This window comes from Bradyrhizobium mercantei (genome assembly GCF_001982635.1).
Taxonomy (GTDB): domain Bacteria; phylum Pseudomonadota; class Alphaproteobacteria; order Rhizobiales; family Xanthobacteraceae; genus Bradyrhizobium; species Bradyrhizobium mercantei.
Window position 1 is genome coordinate 97,981 of sequence record NZ_MKFI01000002.1, and the last position, 16,985, is coordinate 114,965.

15 protein-coding genes are annotated in these 16,985 nt (G+C 65.1%); 9 read left to right on the plus strand and 6 right to left on the minus strand.

Features of this window, described 5'->3' with window-relative positions:
- The first annotated feature begins 45 nt into the window (after positions 1 to 45).
- The 3 genes from BI327_RS08120 (at position 46) to BI327_RS08130 (ending at position 3,081) form a co-directional block, all read left to right on the plus strand.
- On the plus strand, positions 46 to 825 hold the full coding sequence (locus BI327_RS08120) for a glycosyltransferase family 2 protein (protein ID WP_076859473.1): 780 nt from the start codon (positions 46 to 48) through the stop codon (positions 823 to 825).
- Positions 825 to 1,163 carry a lipid-A-disaccharide synthase N-terminal domain-containing protein gene (locus BI327_RS08125; protein WP_076859475.1) on the plus strand — a complete coding sequence of 113 codons (339 nt, stop codon included), beginning with the start codon at positions 825 to 827 and terminating at the stop codon, positions 1,161 to 1,163. Before BI327_RS08120 ends, BI327_RS08125 begins: the two co-directional genes overlap by 1 nt.
- 118 nt (positions 1,164 to 1,281) lie before the next feature.
- On the plus strand, positions 1,282 to 3,081 hold the full coding sequence (locus BI327_RS08130; protein ID WP_076859477.1) for a M23 family metallopeptidase: 1,800 nt from the start codon (positions 1,282 to 1,284) through the stop codon (positions 3,079 to 3,081).
- Between the two features lie 21 nt (positions 3,082 to 3,102).
- Here the strand turns inward: BI327_RS08130 and BI327_RS08135 are convergent, their stop codons facing one another.
- Positions 3,103 to 4,785 (minus strand): Na/Pi cotransporter family protein, encoded by a 1,683-nt coding sequence (locus tag BI327_RS08135; RefSeq protein WP_076859479.1) that lies wholly within the window; start codon positions 4,783 to 4,785, stop codon positions 3,103 to 3,105.
- 278 nt (positions 4,786 to 5,063) lie between these two features.
- Here BI327_RS08135 and BI327_RS08140 point away from each other — a divergent pair, with 278 nt between their 5' ends.
- Positions 5,064 to 5,309, plus strand: a complete 246-nt coding sequence (locus BI327_RS08140) for a PilZ domain-containing protein (RefSeq protein ID WP_029083893.1) — start codon at positions 5,064 to 5,066, stop codon at positions 5,307 to 5,309.
- 151 nt (positions 5,310 to 5,460) lie between these two features.
- Positions 5,461 to 6,285, plus strand: coding sequence for a tetratricopeptide repeat protein (locus BI327_RS08145; RefSeq protein ID WP_076859480.1), 825 nt, complete (start codon positions 5,461 to 5,463; stop codon positions 6,283 to 6,285).
- Positions 6,286 to 6,312: 27 nt separating this feature from the next.
- On the opposite strand, the gene BI327_RS08150 is transcribed toward BI327_RS08145, so the two are convergent.
- The 5 genes from BI327_RS08150 to metC form a co-directional block, all read right to left on the minus strand.
- Positions 6,313 to 7,578, minus strand: a complete 1,266-nt coding sequence (locus tag BI327_RS08150) for an AAA family ATPase (protein ID WP_076859482.1) — start codon at positions 7,576 to 7,578, stop codon at positions 6,313 to 6,315.
- Complete coding sequence (locus tag BI327_RS08155) at positions 7,575 to 8,315, minus strand: CpaD family pilus assembly protein (protein WP_076859484.1); 741 nt, start codon at positions 8,313 to 8,315, stop codon at positions 7,575 to 7,577. Before BI327_RS08155 ends, BI327_RS08150 begins: the two co-directional genes overlap by 4 nt.
- Before the next feature lie 29 nt (positions 8,316 to 8,344).
- Positions 8,345 to 9,811, minus strand: coding sequence for a type II and III secretion system protein family protein (locus BI327_RS08160; protein WP_076859486.1), 1,467 nt, complete (start codon positions 9,809 to 9,811; stop codon positions 8,345 to 8,347).
- Between the two features lie 13 nt (positions 9,812 to 9,824).
- Positions 9,825 to 10,628, minus strand: a complete 804-nt coding sequence (cpaB, locus tag BI327_RS08165; RefSeq protein WP_076859488.1) for a Flp pilus assembly protein CpaB — start codon at positions 10,626 to 10,628, stop codon at positions 9,825 to 9,827.
- A 286-nt stretch (positions 10,629 to 10,914) separates the two neighbouring features.
- On the minus strand, positions 10,915 to 12,111 hold the full coding sequence (gene metC, locus BI327_RS08170) for a cystathionine beta-lyase (protein WP_076859490.1): 1,197 nt from the start codon (positions 12,109 to 12,111) through the stop codon (positions 10,915 to 10,917).
- A 328-nt stretch (positions 12,112 to 12,439) separates the two neighbouring features.
- Between metC and BI327_RS08175 the strand changes: the two genes are divergently transcribed.
- From BI327_RS08175 to BI327_RS08190, 4 genes are read left to right on the plus strand one after another with little or no spacing between them, the layout of a single operon-like run.
- The gene (locus BI327_RS08175; protein WP_076859492.1) at positions 12,440 to 13,456 is read left to right on the plus strand and encodes an amino acid ABC transporter substrate-binding protein; all 1,017 of its coding nucleotides are present in this window, start codon (positions 12,440 to 12,442) and stop codon (positions 13,454 to 13,456) included.
- Positions 13,457 to 13,480: 24 nt separating this feature from the next.
- Complete coding sequence (locus BI327_RS08180) at positions 13,481 to 14,686, plus strand: amino acid ABC transporter permease (RefSeq protein ID WP_076859495.1); 1,206 nt, start codon at positions 13,481 to 13,483, stop codon at positions 14,684 to 14,686.
- Positions 14,683 to 16,203 (plus strand): amino acid ABC transporter permease, encoded by a 1,521-nt coding sequence (locus tag BI327_RS08185; protein ID WP_076859497.1) that lies wholly within the window; start codon positions 14,683 to 14,685, stop codon positions 16,201 to 16,203. Before BI327_RS08180 ends, BI327_RS08185 begins: the two co-directional genes overlap by 4 nt.
- 11 nt (positions 16,204 to 16,214) lie before the next feature.
- A complete protein-coding gene (locus BI327_RS08190; RefSeq protein WP_076859499.1) occupies positions 16,215 to 16,955 on the plus strand; it encodes an amino acid ABC transporter ATP-binding protein in 741 nt (246 codons plus the stop codon).
- The last annotated feature ends 30 nt before the right edge of the window (positions 16,956 to 16,985 follow it).

The window sequence follows — 16,985 nt, forward strand, 5'->3', positions numbered from 1 at the left end:
GGGCGGGTTCCAGCCGCGAACCCCACATCAACCACGAGTGCCGAATTGCCTGTTTCCGACCAGACGCCGGTCGCCGTTTCCATCGTCGTGCCTGTGCGCAACGAGGCGGACAATATCGCGCCGCTGATCGCCGAGATCGCGGCCGCGCTCGACGGGCGCTGGGCCTACGAGATCGTCTACGTCAATGACGGCTCGACCGATGCCTCCGGCGAACGGCTGAGCGCGATCATGGCGCAACGGCCCAATCTCCGGCAGCTCCGTCATGCGGTCTCCTCGGGCCAGTCGGCGGCCGTGCGCAGCGGCGTGCGCGCCGCGCGCGGCGCGATCGTGGCAACGCTCGACGGCGACGGCCAGAACAATCCGGCCTTCCTGCCCGACCTGATCGCGGCGATCGAGAGCGGCAATGGCCGCGTCGGCCTCGCCGCGGGCCAGCGCGTCGGGCGCAAGGACACCGGTTTCAAGAAGCTGCAATCGCGCATCGCCAACGTGGTGCGCGGCATCATCCTGCGCGACGGCACCCGCGACACCGGTTGCGGCCTGAAGGCGTTTCCGCGCGAAGTGTTTCTGACGATGCCCTATTTCGACGGGCTGCATCGTTTCCTTCCGGCGCTGGTTCGCCGCGAGGGGTTGGCGATTGCCTATGTCGACGTCGTCGACCGCCCGCGTCATTCGGGCGTATCGAACTATGGATTCTTCGACCGGCTCTGGATCGGGATCATGGATCTTGCCGGCGTGTGGTGGTTGATTCGCCGCAAGAAGCCGACGCCGGCCGTCACGGAGGTGACGGACGTCACTGAAGTGACTGATGTCACCGAGGTGAAGTGATGCTGATTCAGTACGGTCAGGCGTTGAGCGCCTATCTCTACGACGTATTCATCGCCAAGTTCGACTTCTGGCTGGCGTTCGGCCTAATCGCGCAATTGTTCTTCACCGCGCGCTTCCTGGTGCAATGGATTTCCAGCGAACGCGCCGGCCAGAGCGTGGTGCCGATGGCGTTCTGGTTCTTCTCGATGGGCGGCGGTCTGATGACGCTGGTCTACGGGCTTGCCAAGCGCGAACCGGTCATCATCATCGGGCAGGGCCTCGCCACGCTGATCTATATCCGCAACATCATGCTGATCGTGAAGAACCGCGGACGCGCGTCGAAGACGCTCGACAGCTGATCAATTGCGACCGAATCTGAACGACGGTCAAACAATCGCCCCAAGGCGTATGGCATCTACGGCCAGCCGTGGGCGTAGTGGCATGCCGAGACCGTGCCCCAGGGAATGAGGGGCGTTGATGACCGGCCGTGGCGATGCGACGAAAGCGGGCGGTCAGTCATCGGGCGGCCGCGATGTCCCGTCGTCCGACGCGCCGCCGCTGACCGGCGAGCGCGAGCTGCCGGACCGGCGCGCAATCAGTATCCGCTGGATGGCGGGAACGGTTCTGATCGGGGCCGCGGCGGTCGCTCTCCTAAGCGGAGCGCTTCGCGGGGCATTTGGCGATCACACGCGATTCGCAATCTCGCCGGTCGTTTCACTTCCGCGATTCACGGAACAAGTTGTTGACGAGGCCCGGCGCGGCAACCGTCTGGATCGAAGGGGCGGCGCGCAAGGCAATTCCTCTGCGCTCAAGATCGAGCAGCTGAGCGATACCGGCTCGGTCCGCCCATTTACCCGCGTGTCGGCGCGGCTCGCGGAGATCGATCCCGAACCACAACAGGACCATCGTCGCGAAGCACCGGGAGATGGTAAGGACGACCAGCGACTGAGCTCGTCGCCGGAATTGCCGGCCATCATACGGGCAGGTTCATCACGCGGCGGGCTGCCGGGCGGCACCAGCGCCTATGCGGCCGATGAAGACGCGCCGCATCCGCCGTCGCCGATCGGTGAGGCCGTCAACGTCACCAACCTTCCGAAGTCGCCCGCGTCGTCTCGTCACCATCGGCATGTCGTCATCGCGAGAGCCGGGGACACGCTGTCCGCCATTCTGAAGGCGTTGGCCGCGGCCGCGGAGGATGCGCCGGCGATCCTTGCCGCATTCGCGTCGCCAGGCGGGCAAGCGACGCTATCGGGTGGCGAGAAGATCACGATCATCGAGCAGAACGGCGACACCGTTTCGTCACGCGGCCATGTCGCGAAGGTGTCGATCGAGCGGGCGGACGCCAGTGTGGCCGCCGTCGGTCGCACGGATAGCGGCCAATACCAGGCGATCGTGCCGGAGCAGCCAGACGTCGGCGTGCGGAGCGAGAGTTTGCTGCGCGAGTCGATCGACACGCACGCCGTTCCCGGCGAAACGCTGCGTGATGGTCTCAACGCGCTTGCCCGCTCCAATCACGTCGACGAGGGGATCGTAGCCGAGCTGATGCGGCTGTGTGGCCGCGATTTCGACCTCGATGAGCCGCTCGGCGACGCCGATGTGGCCGAGATCATCTACGCTCCCAACGATATCGGCCAGCCGGAGCTGGTGTTCATCGACCTGACGGCGGGTGGGCAGACGCGGCGGTACTATCGCTTCACGGCGCCGGACGACGGCAGCTCCGATTTCTATGATGAGGCTGGGCAGTCGATCACCAAATTCCTGTTGCGCAAGCCGGTCGTCAGCGGACGTCTCGGCGACGGATTTGGCTGGCGCATTCATCCAGTCCTCGGCGACCGCCGCTTCCATGAGGGCGTCGATTATGCAGCGCCCTACGGCTCGCCCGTCGCGGCCGCGGGCGCCGGCGTCGTCGAGATCGAAGGCTACGAACGCGGCTACGGCAAATACATCCGAATACGCCACGATCGCGGTTACGAGACGACCTATGCCCACATTGCGAGCGTCCCGCCGGGGCTGAAGATCGGAGATCGGGTTCGTCAGGGCGAGACGATTGCCTATGTCGGATCGACCGGGCTCTCGACCGGACCGCATCTCTATTATGAGGTGCGGATCAACGGCCGCAACGTCGATCCGCTTCGTATGAAATTGTCGGGCGGCCGGCTGCTACAGGGCGACCTCCTTGAGTCCTTCGATCGCCAGCGCGACAGCATCGACGAGCTCGCGGCCGCCTTCGCATTTCCGCAGCGGCATCCCGGTTCCGAACACCGGCCGCCGACCTAGCGCAGATCGCGGCTCGCTCGATCAAAGCCGCCCGGGCGCTGGAAGTTCGGCTGGCTCCACCGCCTTCTCGCGATCGGCGGCGGTCTCGCCGCCGGCATCGAGCACCGGATAGGCGACCGAGCAGATGTGCGAGTGGATGCGGCGCAGGTCGCGCAGCACGTCGAGATGCAGCGACGTGGTCTCGATGGTCTCGGGCCGGCCTTCGCGCAGGCGCTCCAGATGGCGTTCGACCGCGGCCAATTCGGCCGCGCGCAGCGCCGCCTTCTCGGTGAGCAGCTTGCGCGCCTCGCCGGCGTCGCCCGACATGAAGACACCGAACGCGATCCGCAGCGAGTCGATCGTGCGCTTGTGGAACGCCGACAGCTCCTCGGCGCCTTCGGCGGAGAATTGCAGGCGGTGCTTGATCTTCTTGGTCGCGAGCTCGCTCAGATTCTTGTCGATGATGTCGCCGATATGCTCGAGATTGATCGCAAACGCGACGATCTCCATGGCGCGGTGACCCTCGCGCTCATCGAGACTGCCGCGGGTGAGCTTGGTGACGTAGAGCTTGATCGCCTCGTTCAGGCTGTCGACGGTGTTGTCCATCTTCGACACCTGGTCGACCAGGGCGCGATCATTGGTCATCATCGCCGCCATCACCTTGCGCAACATCGCCTCGGTGTGATCGCCCATGTGCAGCACCTCGCGCGCGGCATCGGCCAGCGCGAGCGACGGCGTCTCCAGTGCGCTCTCGTCGAGATAGCGCGGCCGTGACGGATCGGTCTCCTGCGCCCGCTTGGGCAACAGCCGCTCGAGCAGCCGCGCCATGTGGTCGAGCACGCCGATGAACAGCAGCGCGGTCGCGACGTTGAAGGCGATGTGGAACAGCGCGGTCGCCTTGGCGAGATCGGGCTGCCAGGCGTAGACGAACTCGGTGATCGGGCGCAGGAACGGCGCCACCAGCAGAATGCCGACAATGCGGTTCACGAGGTTGCCGACCGGCAGCCGGTAGCTCGCCGGATTGTCGCGCCGCGCGCCTTCCAGCAATGGATTGACGGCGCTGCCGAGGTTCGCGCCGAGCACCAGCGCGAACGCGGCATAGGGCGAGATGAACTGGGAATAGGCCAGCGACATCACCAGCAGCACGCTGGCGACGCTGGAATGGACCAGCCAGGTCACGACCGCGCCGATCAGGATGCAGAGCACGGGATCGCCGGTGATCGCGCCCAGGAAGACGCGCACGCCCGGCGCGTTCTCGGCCGGCGCCATCGTATCGAGCAGGATGTGCAGCGCGAGCAGCATCAGGCCGAGGCCGATCGAGACCCGGCCGAGATCCTTGATCCGCGAACGCGGCCCGCTGCGGAACGCGACGAGGCCCGTAATGAACAGCACCGGCGCCACGGCCGCGACGTTGAACGACAGCACCTGCACGATCAGCGTGGTGCCGATATTGGCGCCGAGCATGATCGCGAGCGCCGGCACCAGGCTGACGATCTCCTCGGCGGCGAAGGAACTGGTGATCAGCGCGGTCGCGGTCGAGCTCTGGAGCAGGGCGGTCAGGCCGAGGCCGGCGCCAAGGGCGGTGAACCGGTTGTTCAGCGCCCTCGCCAGCAACAGCCGCAAATCGGGCCCGAACGCACGCAGGATCCCGCTGTGGACCATGTGCAGGCCCCACAGCAGGAGCGCGACGCCCCCCATCAGATCAAGCAGAACAAGACTTCCCATACTTCGTGGATATCCCGGCAAATTCGAGTCGAAGGGGTCACGCTATAGAGCCAAACGACCTGGGATCAACCCCTTTTTGTTCTCGTTGGAACCGGATGGGTCAGGCGAAAGCCCGGCCTGATTCGGACGGCGACACATCGGACAGTGACCGGCCGGATCCGGTAAATGAATCCTAGAGATGACCAATCAATTGCGATTGGTTGCGCTAGGCAGTTCCCAATCTTTCCCGGCTATAACGAGTGGAACGAGACGCTGTCCAGAAAGGCTTGGGGATCAGAATGTTTATGAATCGCCGCAAGAGCGAACGCCGCGCGTGCCGGAGCGTCGCCAAAATTCAGTTGGGCACGGGTTCGTTGCCGCGCGATTGCATGATCACCGATATTTCCGCCGGCGGTGTCAAGGTGATCGCCGAATATCTCGAGATTCCGCCGGAATTCACCATCATTCTCTCGACCGGCAGCCCGCGTCAGTGCCGGCTGGCCTGGCAAATCGGGCACGAATTCGGCGCCCAGTTCGTCGACTGATCCGGCGAGCAGGCTGGCCTGCCAAGAACGCTGCGAAGACGCGCCCGGACCCGGTTTTCGGCCGGATGACGGCGACATGATGGCATCCTTAACCCGGCCTTAGGGTTAAGCTGTGAGCATCTTGGAACCTTCGCTGTTCCGAGTCTCATTGATGTCCGAGAAACTACCCCGACCTTCAGGCCGTGCCCGCCGTCTCGCCGGTTCGGCATCGGCTGTGATCCTGCTGATCGGGCTGTCCGCCTGTCAGACCTCAGGACCATCCGACATCACTGGGTCATTGGGCGATACGGCGGAGGCGACGCCGGCGCCGGCCGATCCCCGTCGCGACATCGCGACCTATCACGAGCGCGTCCGCGCCAATCCGAAAGACACCGACGCCGCCCTGAAATACGCCCGGGCGCTGCGCGCCACCGGCCAGCGCGCGCAGGCCGTCGCCGTCATGGAGCAGGCGGTGCTGGCGCAACCCAGCAACAAGGCGCTGCTCGCGGGCTACGGACGGGCGCTCGCCGACAACGGCAATTTCCAGCAGGCATTCGACGTGCTGGGGCGCGCCCACACGCCGGAAGATCCGGACTGGCGCATCCTGTCGGCGCAAGGCGCCGTGCTCGATCAGCTCGACCGTCACGACGAGGCCCGGCAGTATTACGCGAGCGCGCTGAAGATCGTGCCTGACGATCCCTCGGTGCTCTCCAATGTCGGTCTGTCCTACCTGCTGTCGAAGGACCTGCCGAAGGCTGAGGAGACGCTGCGCCGCGCCCGGGAGCGTGCGCCCGACGACATGCGGGTGCGAACCAATCTCGCCGTCGTGGTCGGCCTGCAAGGCCGCCAGTCCGAGGCTGAAACCATCATGAAGGCCGATCTGCCGCCGGAGCAGGGCTCGGCCAACGTCGCCGCGCTGAAGCGGCTGCTGGCGCGCAGGGACGCGAGCCGGAACGATCAGGACAAGATCCCGGTCGCAGCCAGCCGCCGCGACTAGGGCGTTTTCAAGCGGAAGCCTGCAAGGCTAGCCGGCGCGGCGCCCGTCGTTGCGGCGCGGCTGCAGCCTCTTGAGGATCGGCGACAGGAACGACTCGCGCGCCTCGGCGAGATCGGGACGGCCGGTGAGGCGTTGCGCGATCTGCAGGAAGGTCCTCGTGGTGCGATGACGCGCGGAGACTTCCGCGATCATCTGGCCGTTGTTGGCGGCTTCACCGAACAGCCTGCAATCGAACGGGATGGTCGCAATCGGCTGACTGTCGATCGTCTTGGCGAAGTCCTTGACCTCGATCTCGGGCCGCTTCGACATGCCGACCTGGTTCAGGCAGTAGAGCGGCGGCCGGTCGTTCGGACGTGCGGCCTTGAGCAGGTTCATCATGTTCTTGGTGTTGCGCATGTTGGCGAGATCGGGCTCGGCCACGATCAGGATATCGTCGGCGCCGACCAGCACGCGCTTGGTCCAGGCGGTCCATTGGTGCGGGACGTCGAGCACGATGCAGGATGTGGTCATGCGCATCGTATCGAAGATGGCATCGAACGCTTCGGCGCCGAAATCGTAGACCTGGTCGAGGGTGGCCGGGGCCGCCAGCAGGCTGAGATGGTCGCCGCACTTTGCGAGCAGGCGTTCCATGAAGGCGCTGTCCGGACGTTCGGGCGCGAACACCGCGTTGGCGATGCCCTGTGTCGGATCCTGGTTATAGTCGAGGCCTGCGGTGCCGAAGGCGAGGTCGAGATCGACGACGACCGAATCCAGCCCGAGGTCCCGCGCGATGGTCCAGGCGACATTGTGGGCGATGGTCGAGGCGCCGACACCGCCCTTGGCGCCCGCCACCGCGATCAGGCGGCCGACCGACACCGCTTCCGAGGACGAGAACAGGCCGCAGATCGAGCGCACGATGTCGAGCACCTTGACCGGCCCGATGACGTAGTCGTTGACGCCGCGCCGGACCAGTTCGCGATACGGCGCAGTCTCGCCGGGCATGCCGAGCACGACGACGCGGGTGCCGGGATCGCAGACCGTGGCGAGTTCGTCGAGACTGGCGAGCAGATCGTTGTCGGGCTCGGTCTCGAGCATGATGACATTGGGCGTCGGTGCCTTGTGATAGGCGTCGATCGCCGCGGCGATGCCGCCCATATGAACGGAGAGGTGAGCCTTGGCGAGCCGGCGGTCGTCGGCGGCGGCGCGCGCGGTCGTGGCCGTCGCGACGCTGGCGCAGAAGGCCTGCACCGAAATCCGCGGCGCCGGCGCGATGTGGTCGTTGGCGTGCTGCGGCTCGTCTTGTTGTTCGGTCATTTCGCGGCGTCGCTCAGCTTGGCTCGATCGGCTTCAGGGTAGGTGGTCGCGGTCGTTTCACCCTTGCGGTATTTCTGGAATGCTTCCGACCGGCGCGGCGTGTAGGCTGCGGTCTCGGTCCGCGGCTGTTCGAGGTCGGACGGATTGGCGACCATCGCAGCCAGATTGCGCTGCGTGGCGCAGCCGAAATTGTCGAACTGCTTGTTCTCGTTGTAGGCCGGATTGTAGATCGACGGACCAAGGTCGGCCGGCCACACGCCGCACGGGCCGGCGACCGCGGCCATCTTCGGATAGCTCAGGCGAACGGTCGGAAGCGCGCGCGGGTCGTCCAGGTGATAGGAGCGCCTGGTGATGGCGTGGGCGGGAACGCCCATCGACGCCAGCACGCCGCGGATCTCCTGGTACACCGCCTGCGCCGAGCGCGCGTTCGTGGTGTCGGCAGGCACGTCGATCGCGATCGCGCCGGTGCCTTCGCGGCGCCAGCTGCGGGCCAGTCCCATGACGTCGTCGCGCTGGGTTTCGGTGAGATTGCCGCGGGCGCGGCCGACGAACACCACGATCGACTGCTCACCCTCGGTGACCGCGATCGGATGCCGTTGCCGGTAGTCGTCCGGCACCGTGCCGGTGACGACATCGCCTGTCAGATTGCAGCCGCCGAGCGCGATCGCTGACGTGACGAGGGCGCCGAACAGCGACAGCGTCTTCACGTGACCGGCTTGTGTGTTGCGTGTCGTCATAGGATCCCCCAATCCCTTCAGGTCCGCGCTCAGTCGATGATGAAGCCGAAATTGACCGGCGTGGCGCCGATCGGCTCGGCGCGGGCGGCAACGCCGTAGATGCGATTGACGCGTGCCAGCAGCGCCGACTGCGCATCGGATGCCGGGGCAAATCCGTCATCGGGACGGGACAATTCCTTCTGGGCCACGGCGCGCACCACGTAGGGCGTCACGATGACCATCAGTTCGGTCTCGTTGTTGACGAAGTCCTGGCTCCGGAACAGTTGTCCGAGGATCGGAATCTGATCGACACCCGGCATGCCATTGATGGCCTGCTTGGTCTGCTCCTGGATCAGTCCGGCCATCGCGATCGAGCCGCCGGAGGGCACTTCCAGCGTGGTGTCGGCGCGGCGGGTCTTGATCGAGGGGATCGTCGTGCCACCCTGGCCGCCGGTCAACGCGTTGTCCATCGAGACTTCGGACACCTCGGTCATCACCTTCAGGCTGATGCGTCCCTCGGACAGCACCACCGGGGTGAAGTTGAGCGAGATGCCGAACTTCTTGAAGCTGACGGTCTGCACGCAATTGCCGATCGTACCCGTAGCCGAGGTCTGACAGGTCACCCCGGTCGGAATTGGAAACTCGCCGCCCGACACGAAGGTCGCCGACTCGCCGGAGATCGCCGTGAGGTTCGGCTCGGCCAGCGTCTTGACCACGCCCGCGCTTTCCATCGCGCGCAGCGTCGCGGTGACGGTCGGCACGCCGAGTTTGTTCAGCGCCGCGCCGGTCAGCACGTTGCTGTTGAGTGGTCCGTTGTTGGCTGTGAAGGGGTTGGCGTTGTTGAAGACAACAGCGGCGGTGCCGTAATTCATGTTGGCGCTGAGATCGACGCCGAGCTGCTTGACGACATCCCGCCGCACTTCGGCGACAGTGACCTTCAGCATCACCTGATCGCGGCCGCGCACCACAATGGAGTTGACGACCTTGTCGGCGCTACCGACCAGTTTGGCGGCGATGTCGCCGGCCTGCTGGGCTTCCACCGGGCTCGCCACCGTGCCGGTCAGCACGACGCTGTCGCCGACGCCCTCGATCTTGACGCCCGGCAGCATCTGATTCAGCGCGGCGCGCATGCCGTTGAGATCGCGCTTGATCGCGATGTCGTAGGCGGCGACCTGATTGCCCTCGGCATCGAAGAACACGACGTTGGTCTGGCCGACCGCCGCGCCGATGATATAGGCGCGCTGCGCCGAGCGGATCACGGCGTTGGCAATCTTGGGATCGGCGACCAGAACGTCCTTGGCCTCGCGCGGCAGGTCGACCACGACGGACTTGCCGACGCCGAGCGAGACGAAGCGCGTCTTGGCGGCAATGCTGCTCGTCACCGCGACGTCCGCGTTCTTGTCGGGATCGGCCGCACTGACGAGGGCAGGGACCAGCATCAGGGCGGTGACCGCCGTGAATGACAGCGAGCGGACCAGCGTGGTCCGTATCGCCAGTTGTCTTGCAGACGTTGTCATATCGAAGCCCCCATCACTTCTGTGTCGTCTGAGAGCTCAGGATGCCGAAACGCACCACCTTGATGCTCTCGCCCCGCTTCGGGGCATGATCTCTGGTCTCGTCGGTCTTCTCGTTGACATCGGCGATGCTGCGCAGCGCCAGCGAAAGCGTGCCGCTCTGCCGGGCCCGCGCGAGCGTCTCGGCCTGTTCGGGCTTAAGCTCGAGGGTCACGGTCTTGCCGACGAGGGAGTTGTTGCCGTCCTTTTCCTTCGGCGCCTGGTCGATCGCCAGCACGCGGACGTTGGACAGCAGTATTTCGGTCGTGATGATGTCGCGGCTGCCCTGCAACTGGTCGGGATTCTTGTCGCGTCGCGACAGGATCACATCGACGCGGTCGTTCGGCAGGATGAAGCCGCCGGCGGCGGTCTCCGGCGAGATTTCCGTGGAGATCGCGCGCATGCCCGAGGGCAGGATCGCGGCCATGAATCCGCTTCCATTCGCCTTGACCAGTTTTTGCTCGCGGATCGGTTCGCCGACGATGAAAGGAGCGCGTGCGATCGAGCCGATGACGTCGTTCATGGCGTCGGCATTGGTGTCCTGACGGATGAACGCGCTGCTCGCGCTTTCAGCCGGCCAGCGCTGCCATTGCACGTCTTCGGCCTTGACCGATTGACCGAGCCCGATGTCGGACCGCGCCACCAGAACCTCGACGGTCGGCAGCTGCGCCACTGGCGGCGCGACCGGCGCAGGTTTGCGATCGCCAACGCTCGCGAGATACATGGCCGCGAGGCCTGCGACGCCGGCGATGCCGAGGACCACGATGCGTGCCGTCTTCATGCGATTGTCTGAATGCCCTTAACACAGGGCAGTCACGTCCTTGCGGCACTGACAGCCCTTCCCGGGAGCATCACTACGGCCGCAAAAGTATAAGGGAACTTGATGGAAGGTCCGGACAATTAAGGGATTGGTGGGGATGGTGAACGGCGAGTTATCGGCATCCCTTGCATCTCCGCAGAATCCCGGAGGCCGTGCGCGCCCAACGTGTGCGACGCCAGTCGCACACCGGATCACGGCCGGTCGGCCGTGGTTAACATCGTCCAATGCGCGAGCTCGCGCGGGACGATCAGAGCGCGGCCTTCAACGCGGCAAACCCGCGATCGAGATCGGCCTTGAGGTCGTCGAGGTTCTCGAGCCCGATATGCAGCCGCAGCGTCGGTCCGCCCGGCGACCATTTGGTCGCGGTGCGATAATCGCTGCAGTCGAACGGGATGGCGAGGCTCTCGAAGCCGCCCCAGGAAAAGCCCATGCCGAACAGCGTGAGCGCGTTCAGCATCGCATCGACCGCGCTTTGCGGCACCGGCTTCAGCACGATGCTGAACAGGCCGGAGGCGCCGGTGAAGTCGCGTTTCCAGATCGCGTGCCCCGGATCGGTTTCGAGGGCAGGGTGCAGCACGCGATCGACCTCGGGCCGCGCGCCAAGCCAGCGCGCGATCTCAAGCCCGGAGCGGTGGTGCTGTGCGAGCCGCACCGACAGCGTGCGGACACCGCGCAGCGCGAGATAGACGTCGTCGGGACCGGCGCAGACGCCGAGCAGACGGATCGCCTCCTGCACCATCGGCCAGGTCTTCGCATTGGCCGCGATGGTGCCGAACATGATGTCGGAGTGGCCGCCGATATACTTCGTGCCGGCCTGCATGCTGATGTCGACGCCCTGCTCGAGCGAGCGGTGATAGAGCGCCGTCGCCCAGGTGTTGTCGTCGATCACGAGCGCGCCGCGGGCATGTGCCACGGCCGAGATCGCGCGCACATCGGGCATCTCGAAGGATTGCGAGCCGGGCGCCTCGAGCAGCACCGCGCGGGTGTTCGGCTTGAACAGCGTCTCGATGCCGGCACCGATCAACGGATCGAAATAGCTGGTTTCGATGCCGTAACGCTTGAGCATGTTGTCGCAGAAATTGCGCGTCGGCCGATAGGCGTTGTCGCACACCAGCAGGTGATCGCCGGTCTTCAGCACGGCGAGCAGCGTGGTGCTGATCGCGGCCAGTCCCGACGGGGCGAGGCCGACACCGGCGCATTGCGGCCCCTCCAGCGCCATCAGCACGTCCTGCAGCGCCCGCGTGGTCGGGCTGCCGTGGCGGCCATAGGTAAATTCGGCGCGATGCGCGTGAAGGTCCTCGGCGGTCGGATAGAGCACGGTCGAACCGTGAAAGACCGGCGGGTTGACGAAGCCCTTTTGGGCCTTGGTGTCGCGGCCGGCCGTGACCAGCCGGGTCGCGGCGTCTTGCGGGCGGGAGGGTGTGGAGCCGTCAGAGGAGGTCATGGATCGCTGCCGTTAGACTTTAGACTTCTTGCCGCAGCCGTACCGTGTCGGGAAGACAGGGCCACGCCGGGAGGTGTTACTAACAAGAGGTAGAAGACATGCGTCAACCCCTTGACCCGGCTCGTCAGTCGCTATGTGATGCGGCGCAACTACCAGTCGCCGCACGTTGAGGGGCCTGCCGCGACCTAAGGTCCGTTGCCTGATCGGGTTTGCATCAACCTGCCCGTCAGATAAGCATCTTTTGCTGCAAGGGATCATTGGGATGGCCCGTGAACGCGAGGCGATCACAAAGCAAACGTCCAACGGACGACCCTGAAAGGCCCCGCCCATGAAACGCGTTTCCCTGGCTGTCATCCTTGCCGCCGCCGCCGCCCTGTCGGTCCAGGCGGCCTCGGCGCAAACCCTCAAGACGGTCAAGGACCGGGGCCAGCTGTCCTGCGGCGTCAGCCAGGGCCTGCCGGGCTTCTCATCGCCGGACGACAAGGGGAACTGGACCGGGATCGACGTCGACGTTTGCCGCGCCATTGCCGCCGTGGTGCTCGACGACCCGACCAAGATCAAGTTCGTGCCGCTGTCGGCCAAGGATCGCTTCACGGCGCTGCAATCCGGCGAGATCGACGTGCTGTCGCGCAACACCACCTGGACGGTGTCGCGCGACACCTCGCTCGGCGCCAATTTCGCCGGCGTGACCTATTATGACGGGCAGGGCTTCATGGTGAAGAAGTCGCTCAAGGTCAATTCGGCGCTCGAATTGAACAGCGCGTCGGTCTGCGTGCAGACCGGCACCACGACGGAGCAGAACCTCGCCGACTTCTTCAAGGGCAACAACATGAAGTATGAGGTGATCGCGTTCGGCAGCATCGACGAGGCGGTCAAGGCCTATGAATCCGGACGCTGCGACGTCTTCACCGACGACGCCTCCGGGCTCTATGCCAGCCGTCTGAAGCTCGCCAACCCCGCCGATCACATCGTGCTCCCGGAAATCATTTCCAAGGAGCCGCTGGGGCCGATGGTGCGCCATGGTGACGACCAATGGTTTGATATCGTGAAGTGGACGCTGTTTGCGATGATCAATGCCGAGGAACTCGGCATCACCCAGAAGAACGTCGACACGATGCTCAAATCGGACAAGCCCGAGATCAAGCGGGTGCTCGGCACCGACGGCAATCTGGGCGAACAGCTGGGGCTTACCAAGGACTGGGTGGTGCGGATCGTGAAAGCCGTCGGCAATTACGGCGAAGCCTTCGAGCGCAATGTCGGCACCGGCTCGCCGCTCGGCATCGCCCGTGGCGTCAACAATCTCTGGAACAAGGGCGGTATCCAGTACGCGCCGCCGATCCGCTGATCGATCCAGCCGACGGCTGCGGCGATGAGCATCGCGCCCCGCAAACCACCGCTGCAATTTGCCCTCAGGCTGAAGCGTGCGCTTGGCGGCAAGACCGGCTGGAACGGGTTGGCCGCGCAGATTGCCTTCGCCGCGATCCTGGCCTGGATCGCCTATGAGATCGTGGCGAATGCGCGCACGAACCTGGAGACCCAGCACATTGCCTCGGGCTTCGGCTTCCTCAATTACAATGCGGGCTTTGACGTCAATCAGAGCCTGATCGCCTACAACAATTCCGACACCTACTGGCGGGTGTTCTTCGTCGGCTTGCTGAATACGATCCTGGTCTCGGTGATCGGCATCGTCTTCGCCACCGTGATCGGCTTCATCGTGGCGCTGTGCCGGTTGTCGCCGAACTGGCTGCTGTCGCGGATCGGCGGCATCTATGTCGAGATTGTCAGGAACTTGCCGCTCCTGTTCCAGATCCTGTTCTGGTATCTCGCAGTGCTCGCGGCGTTGCCGGCGCCACGGCAGAGCATCTCGGTCTTCAGTACGTTCTTCCTCAACAATCGCGGCCTGGTCGTGCCGCAGCCGGTCACCGAGCCGGGGCTCTATCCGTTCATGGCCGCGCTCGCGGTCGGCATCGTCGCGGCGCTCGGATTGCGTCATTATGCGCGGCGTGCCCTGTTCCAGCATGGGCGGATGATCCGGATTTGGCCCTATGTGCTGGGCTGCCTGGTAGGGCTGCCGCTGGTCTCGATGCTGATCTTCGGCTGGCCGCTGAAGTTCGAGCTGCCGCAGCTGAAAGGCTTCAACTTCGCCGGCGGCGCGCGGATCATCCCCGAATTCGTTGCGCTGACGGTCGCGTTGTCGACCTACACGGGGGCCTTCATCGCCGAGATCGTCCGCGCCGGCGTCATGTCGATCCACAAGGGGCAGATGGAGGCGGGCTCGTCGCTCGGCCTCAGCCGGGCGGCGACGCTGCGGCTGATCGTGGTGCCGCAGGCGATGCGCGTCATTGTGCCGCCGCTGACCAGCCAGTACCTCAATCTCACCAAGAATTCGTCGCTGGCGGTAGCGATCGGCTATCCTGATCTTGTCTCGGTATTCGCCGGCACCGCAGTAAGCCAGACCGGGCAGGCGATCGAGATCATCGCCATGACGATGGGCGTCTACCTGCTGCTCTCGCTGACGACGAGCGCGCTGATGAGCGTCTATGGCTGGCGCATCAACCGGAGCATGGCGGCATGACGGATATCTCCGCCTCGTCCTTTGTCCGGCAGGAACTGGTCGCCGAGCGTGCGGCGCCGGCGAAGACCACCGGCTTGATCGGCTTCCTCCGAACGCGGCTGTTCAATTCGCCGGGCAACATCCTGCTCACGATCCTCGGGCTCTTGCTGGCCTGGTACATCGTGATCCCGGCGGTCAAGTTCCTGCTGGTCGACGCGGTCTGGGTCGGCAAGGATCGCACCGCTTGCCTCGCCGAAAAGGCGGGGCACGAGGTCGGCGCCTGCTGGCCCTATATTCAGGCCAAGCTGACGCAGCTGATCTACGGCTTCTATCCGGAAGCCCAGCGCTGGCGCGTCAATCTGAGCTACGCGCTCGGCGCCGCGCTGTTGCTGCCGCTGCTGATCCCGCGCCTGCCGGCCAAGGGCCTGAACTCCGGCCTGTTCTTCCTCGCGTTTCCGGTGGTGGCGTTCTTCCTGCTGCATGGCGGCGGCATCGCGGGCCTTGGCGTGAGCTGGACCGCCGGCCTGTTGCAGCTGTTCGAGCAGAGCATCGGCGGCGCCGGGGACCTGCTGGTCAGTCTCAGCAAGAGCTCGGCGATCGCCCCGCTGTTCTGGGTATTGGGCAAGCTGCTCGTCCTGGCGGGCCTGCTGATCCATTGGCTGATCTTTCCGCTGACCTGGCTGCGCGATCAGTTGCAGGTCTCGTCGCAGCCGGTCTGGGGCGATTTCCTCGTCACCGCCGTGATCGTCACGGCCGTGCTGTTTGTGCTCGGCGGTGGTGTGCGGACCGGCCGCAGCGCGCTGATCGGCAGCCTGCTGACGTTTGCCGGGATCGCCGCGGGCATCAAGCTGATGGGGCTCGATCGCGGCGGCTTTCCGATCGTCGACACGCGGCTGTGGGGCGGCCTGCTGGTGACGCTGGTGATCGCCATCACCGGCATCGTCGCCTCGATGCCGATCGGGATTGCGCTGGCGCTCGGCCGTCGCTCGAGCATCCCGCTGATCCGGATCTTCTCGATCGCCTTCATCGAATTCTGGCGCGGTGTGCCGTTGATCACGGTGCTGTTCTTCGCGACCTACATGCTGCCGCTGTTCGTGCCGGGCAATTTCGCCGTCGACGGCCTGTTGCGGGCCCTGATCGGCGTGGCGATCTTCACCGGCGCCTATATGGCCGAGGTGATCAGGGGCGGGCTGGCCGCGGTGGCGCGCGGGCAGGCGGAGGCCGCATCGGCGCTCGGACTGTCGTGGTGGAAGACGACGTCGTTGATCGTGCTGCCGCAGGCGCTGCGCTACGTTATTCCCGGCATCGTCAACAGCTTCATCTCGCTGTTCAAGGATACCTCGCTGGTGTCGATCGTGGCGCTGTTCGATCTGTTGGGCTCGCTGCGGGCTTCGTTCTCCGACCCGAACTGGTCGACGCCGACCACGGCCTTTACCGGCTTCGCCTTTGCCGGAATGATCTATTTCGTGTTCTGCTTTGGAATGTCGCGCTACTCGCTGTTCGTCGAAAACCGCCTCAACGCCCACCGCCGCCACTGAACAGGGTCACCATGTCCACACCTCAGATCGTCAACATCTCCGCCCTCAACAAATGGTACGGCGACTTCCATGTGTTGCGCGACATCAACCTCGAGGTCGGCAAGGGCGAGCGCATCGTGATCTGCGGCCCGTCCGGCTCGGGCAAGTCGACCCTGATCCGTTGCATCAACGCGCTGGAGGAATTCCAGGAGGGCGAGATCGTGGTCGACGGCATCGACCTCGGCCCGAACCTGCGGCGTGTCGACGAGGTCCGCCGCGAGGTCGGCATGGTGTTCCAGAGCTTCAACCTGTTCCCGCATCTCACCGTGCTCGACAATTGCACGCTGGCGCCGATCTGGGTGCGCAACATCCCGAAAAAGGATGCCGAGGCGATGGCGATGAAATTTCTCGAGCGGGTCAAGATCCCGCATCAAGCCAACAAGTTTCCCGGCCAGATGTCGGGCGGCCAGCAGCAGCGCGTTGCGATCGCTCGCGCGCTGACCATGAACCCGAAGGTGATGCTGTTCGACGAGCCGACCTCGGCGCTCGACCCGGAAATGGTCAAGGAGGTGCTCGACACCATGGTCGACCTCGCCCGGGAAGGCATGACCATGCTGGTCGTGACCCATGAAATGGGCTTCGCGCGCGAGGTCGCCAATCGCGTCGTGTTCATGGACGCCGGCCAGATCATCGAGTCGAACACGCCGCAGGAATTCTTCGCCAACCCGCAGCACGCGCGGTCGAAGCTGTTCCTGAGCCAGATTCTGAGATGACCGGCAGGGAGTAGCGAACAGAGCTATTCG

Excerpts from the sequence above, each read along its gene's own strand:
- BI327_RS08130 (WP_076859477.1), top strand. The coding sequence starts at position 1,282 with ATGACCGGCCGTGGCGATGCGACGAAAGCGGGCGGTCAGTCATCGGGC.
- BI327_RS08175 (WP_076859492.1), top strand. The coding sequence starts at position 12,440 with ATGAAACGCGTTTCCCTGGCTGTCATCCTTGCCGCCGCCGCCGCCCTG.
- BI327_RS08125 (WP_076859475.1), top strand. The coding sequence starts at position 825 with ATGCTGATTCAGTACGGTCAGGCGTTGAGCGCCTATCTCTACGACGTA.
- metC (WP_076859490.1), bottom strand. The coding sequence starts at position 12,111 with ATGACCTCCTCTGACGGCTCCACACCCTCCCGCCCGCAAGACGCCGCG.
- BI327_RS08190 (WP_076859499.1), top strand. The coding sequence starts at position 16,215 with ATGTCCACACCTCAGATCGTCAACATCTCCGCCCTCAACAAATGGTAC.
- BI327_RS08155 (WP_076859484.1), bottom strand. The coding sequence starts at position 8,315 with ATGACGACACGCAACACACAAGCCGGTCACGTGAAGACGCTGTCGCTG.
- BI327_RS08135 (WP_076859479.1), bottom strand. The coding sequence starts at position 4,785 with ATGGGAAGTCTTGTTCTGCTTGATCTGATGGGGGGCGTCGCGCTCCTG.
- BI327_RS08160 (WP_076859486.1), bottom strand. The coding sequence starts at position 9,811 with ATGACAACGTCTGCAAGACAACTGGCGATACGGACCACGCTGGTCCGC.
- BI327_RS08145 (WP_076859480.1), top strand. The coding sequence starts at position 5,461 with ATGTCCGAGAAACTACCCCGACCTTCAGGCCGTGCCCGCCGTCTCGCC.
- BI327_RS08185 (WP_076859497.1), top strand. The coding sequence starts at position 14,683 with ATGACGGATATCTCCGCCTCGTCCTTTGTCCGGCAGGAACTGGTCGCC.
- BI327_RS08140 (WP_029083893.1), top strand. The coding sequence starts at position 5,064 with ATGTTTATGAATCGCCGCAAGAGCGAACGCCGCGCGTGCCGGAGCGTC.
- BI327_RS08180 (WP_076859495.1), top strand. The coding sequence starts at position 13,481 with ATGAGCATCGCGCCCCGCAAACCACCGCTGCAATTTGCCCTCAGGCTG.
- BI327_RS08150 (WP_076859482.1), bottom strand. The coding sequence starts at position 7,578 with ATGACCGAACAACAAGACGAGCCGCAGCACGCCAACGACCACATCGCG.
- cpaB (WP_076859488.1), bottom strand. The coding sequence starts at position 10,628 with ATGAAGACGGCACGCATCGTGGTCCTCGGCATCGCCGGCGTCGCAGGC.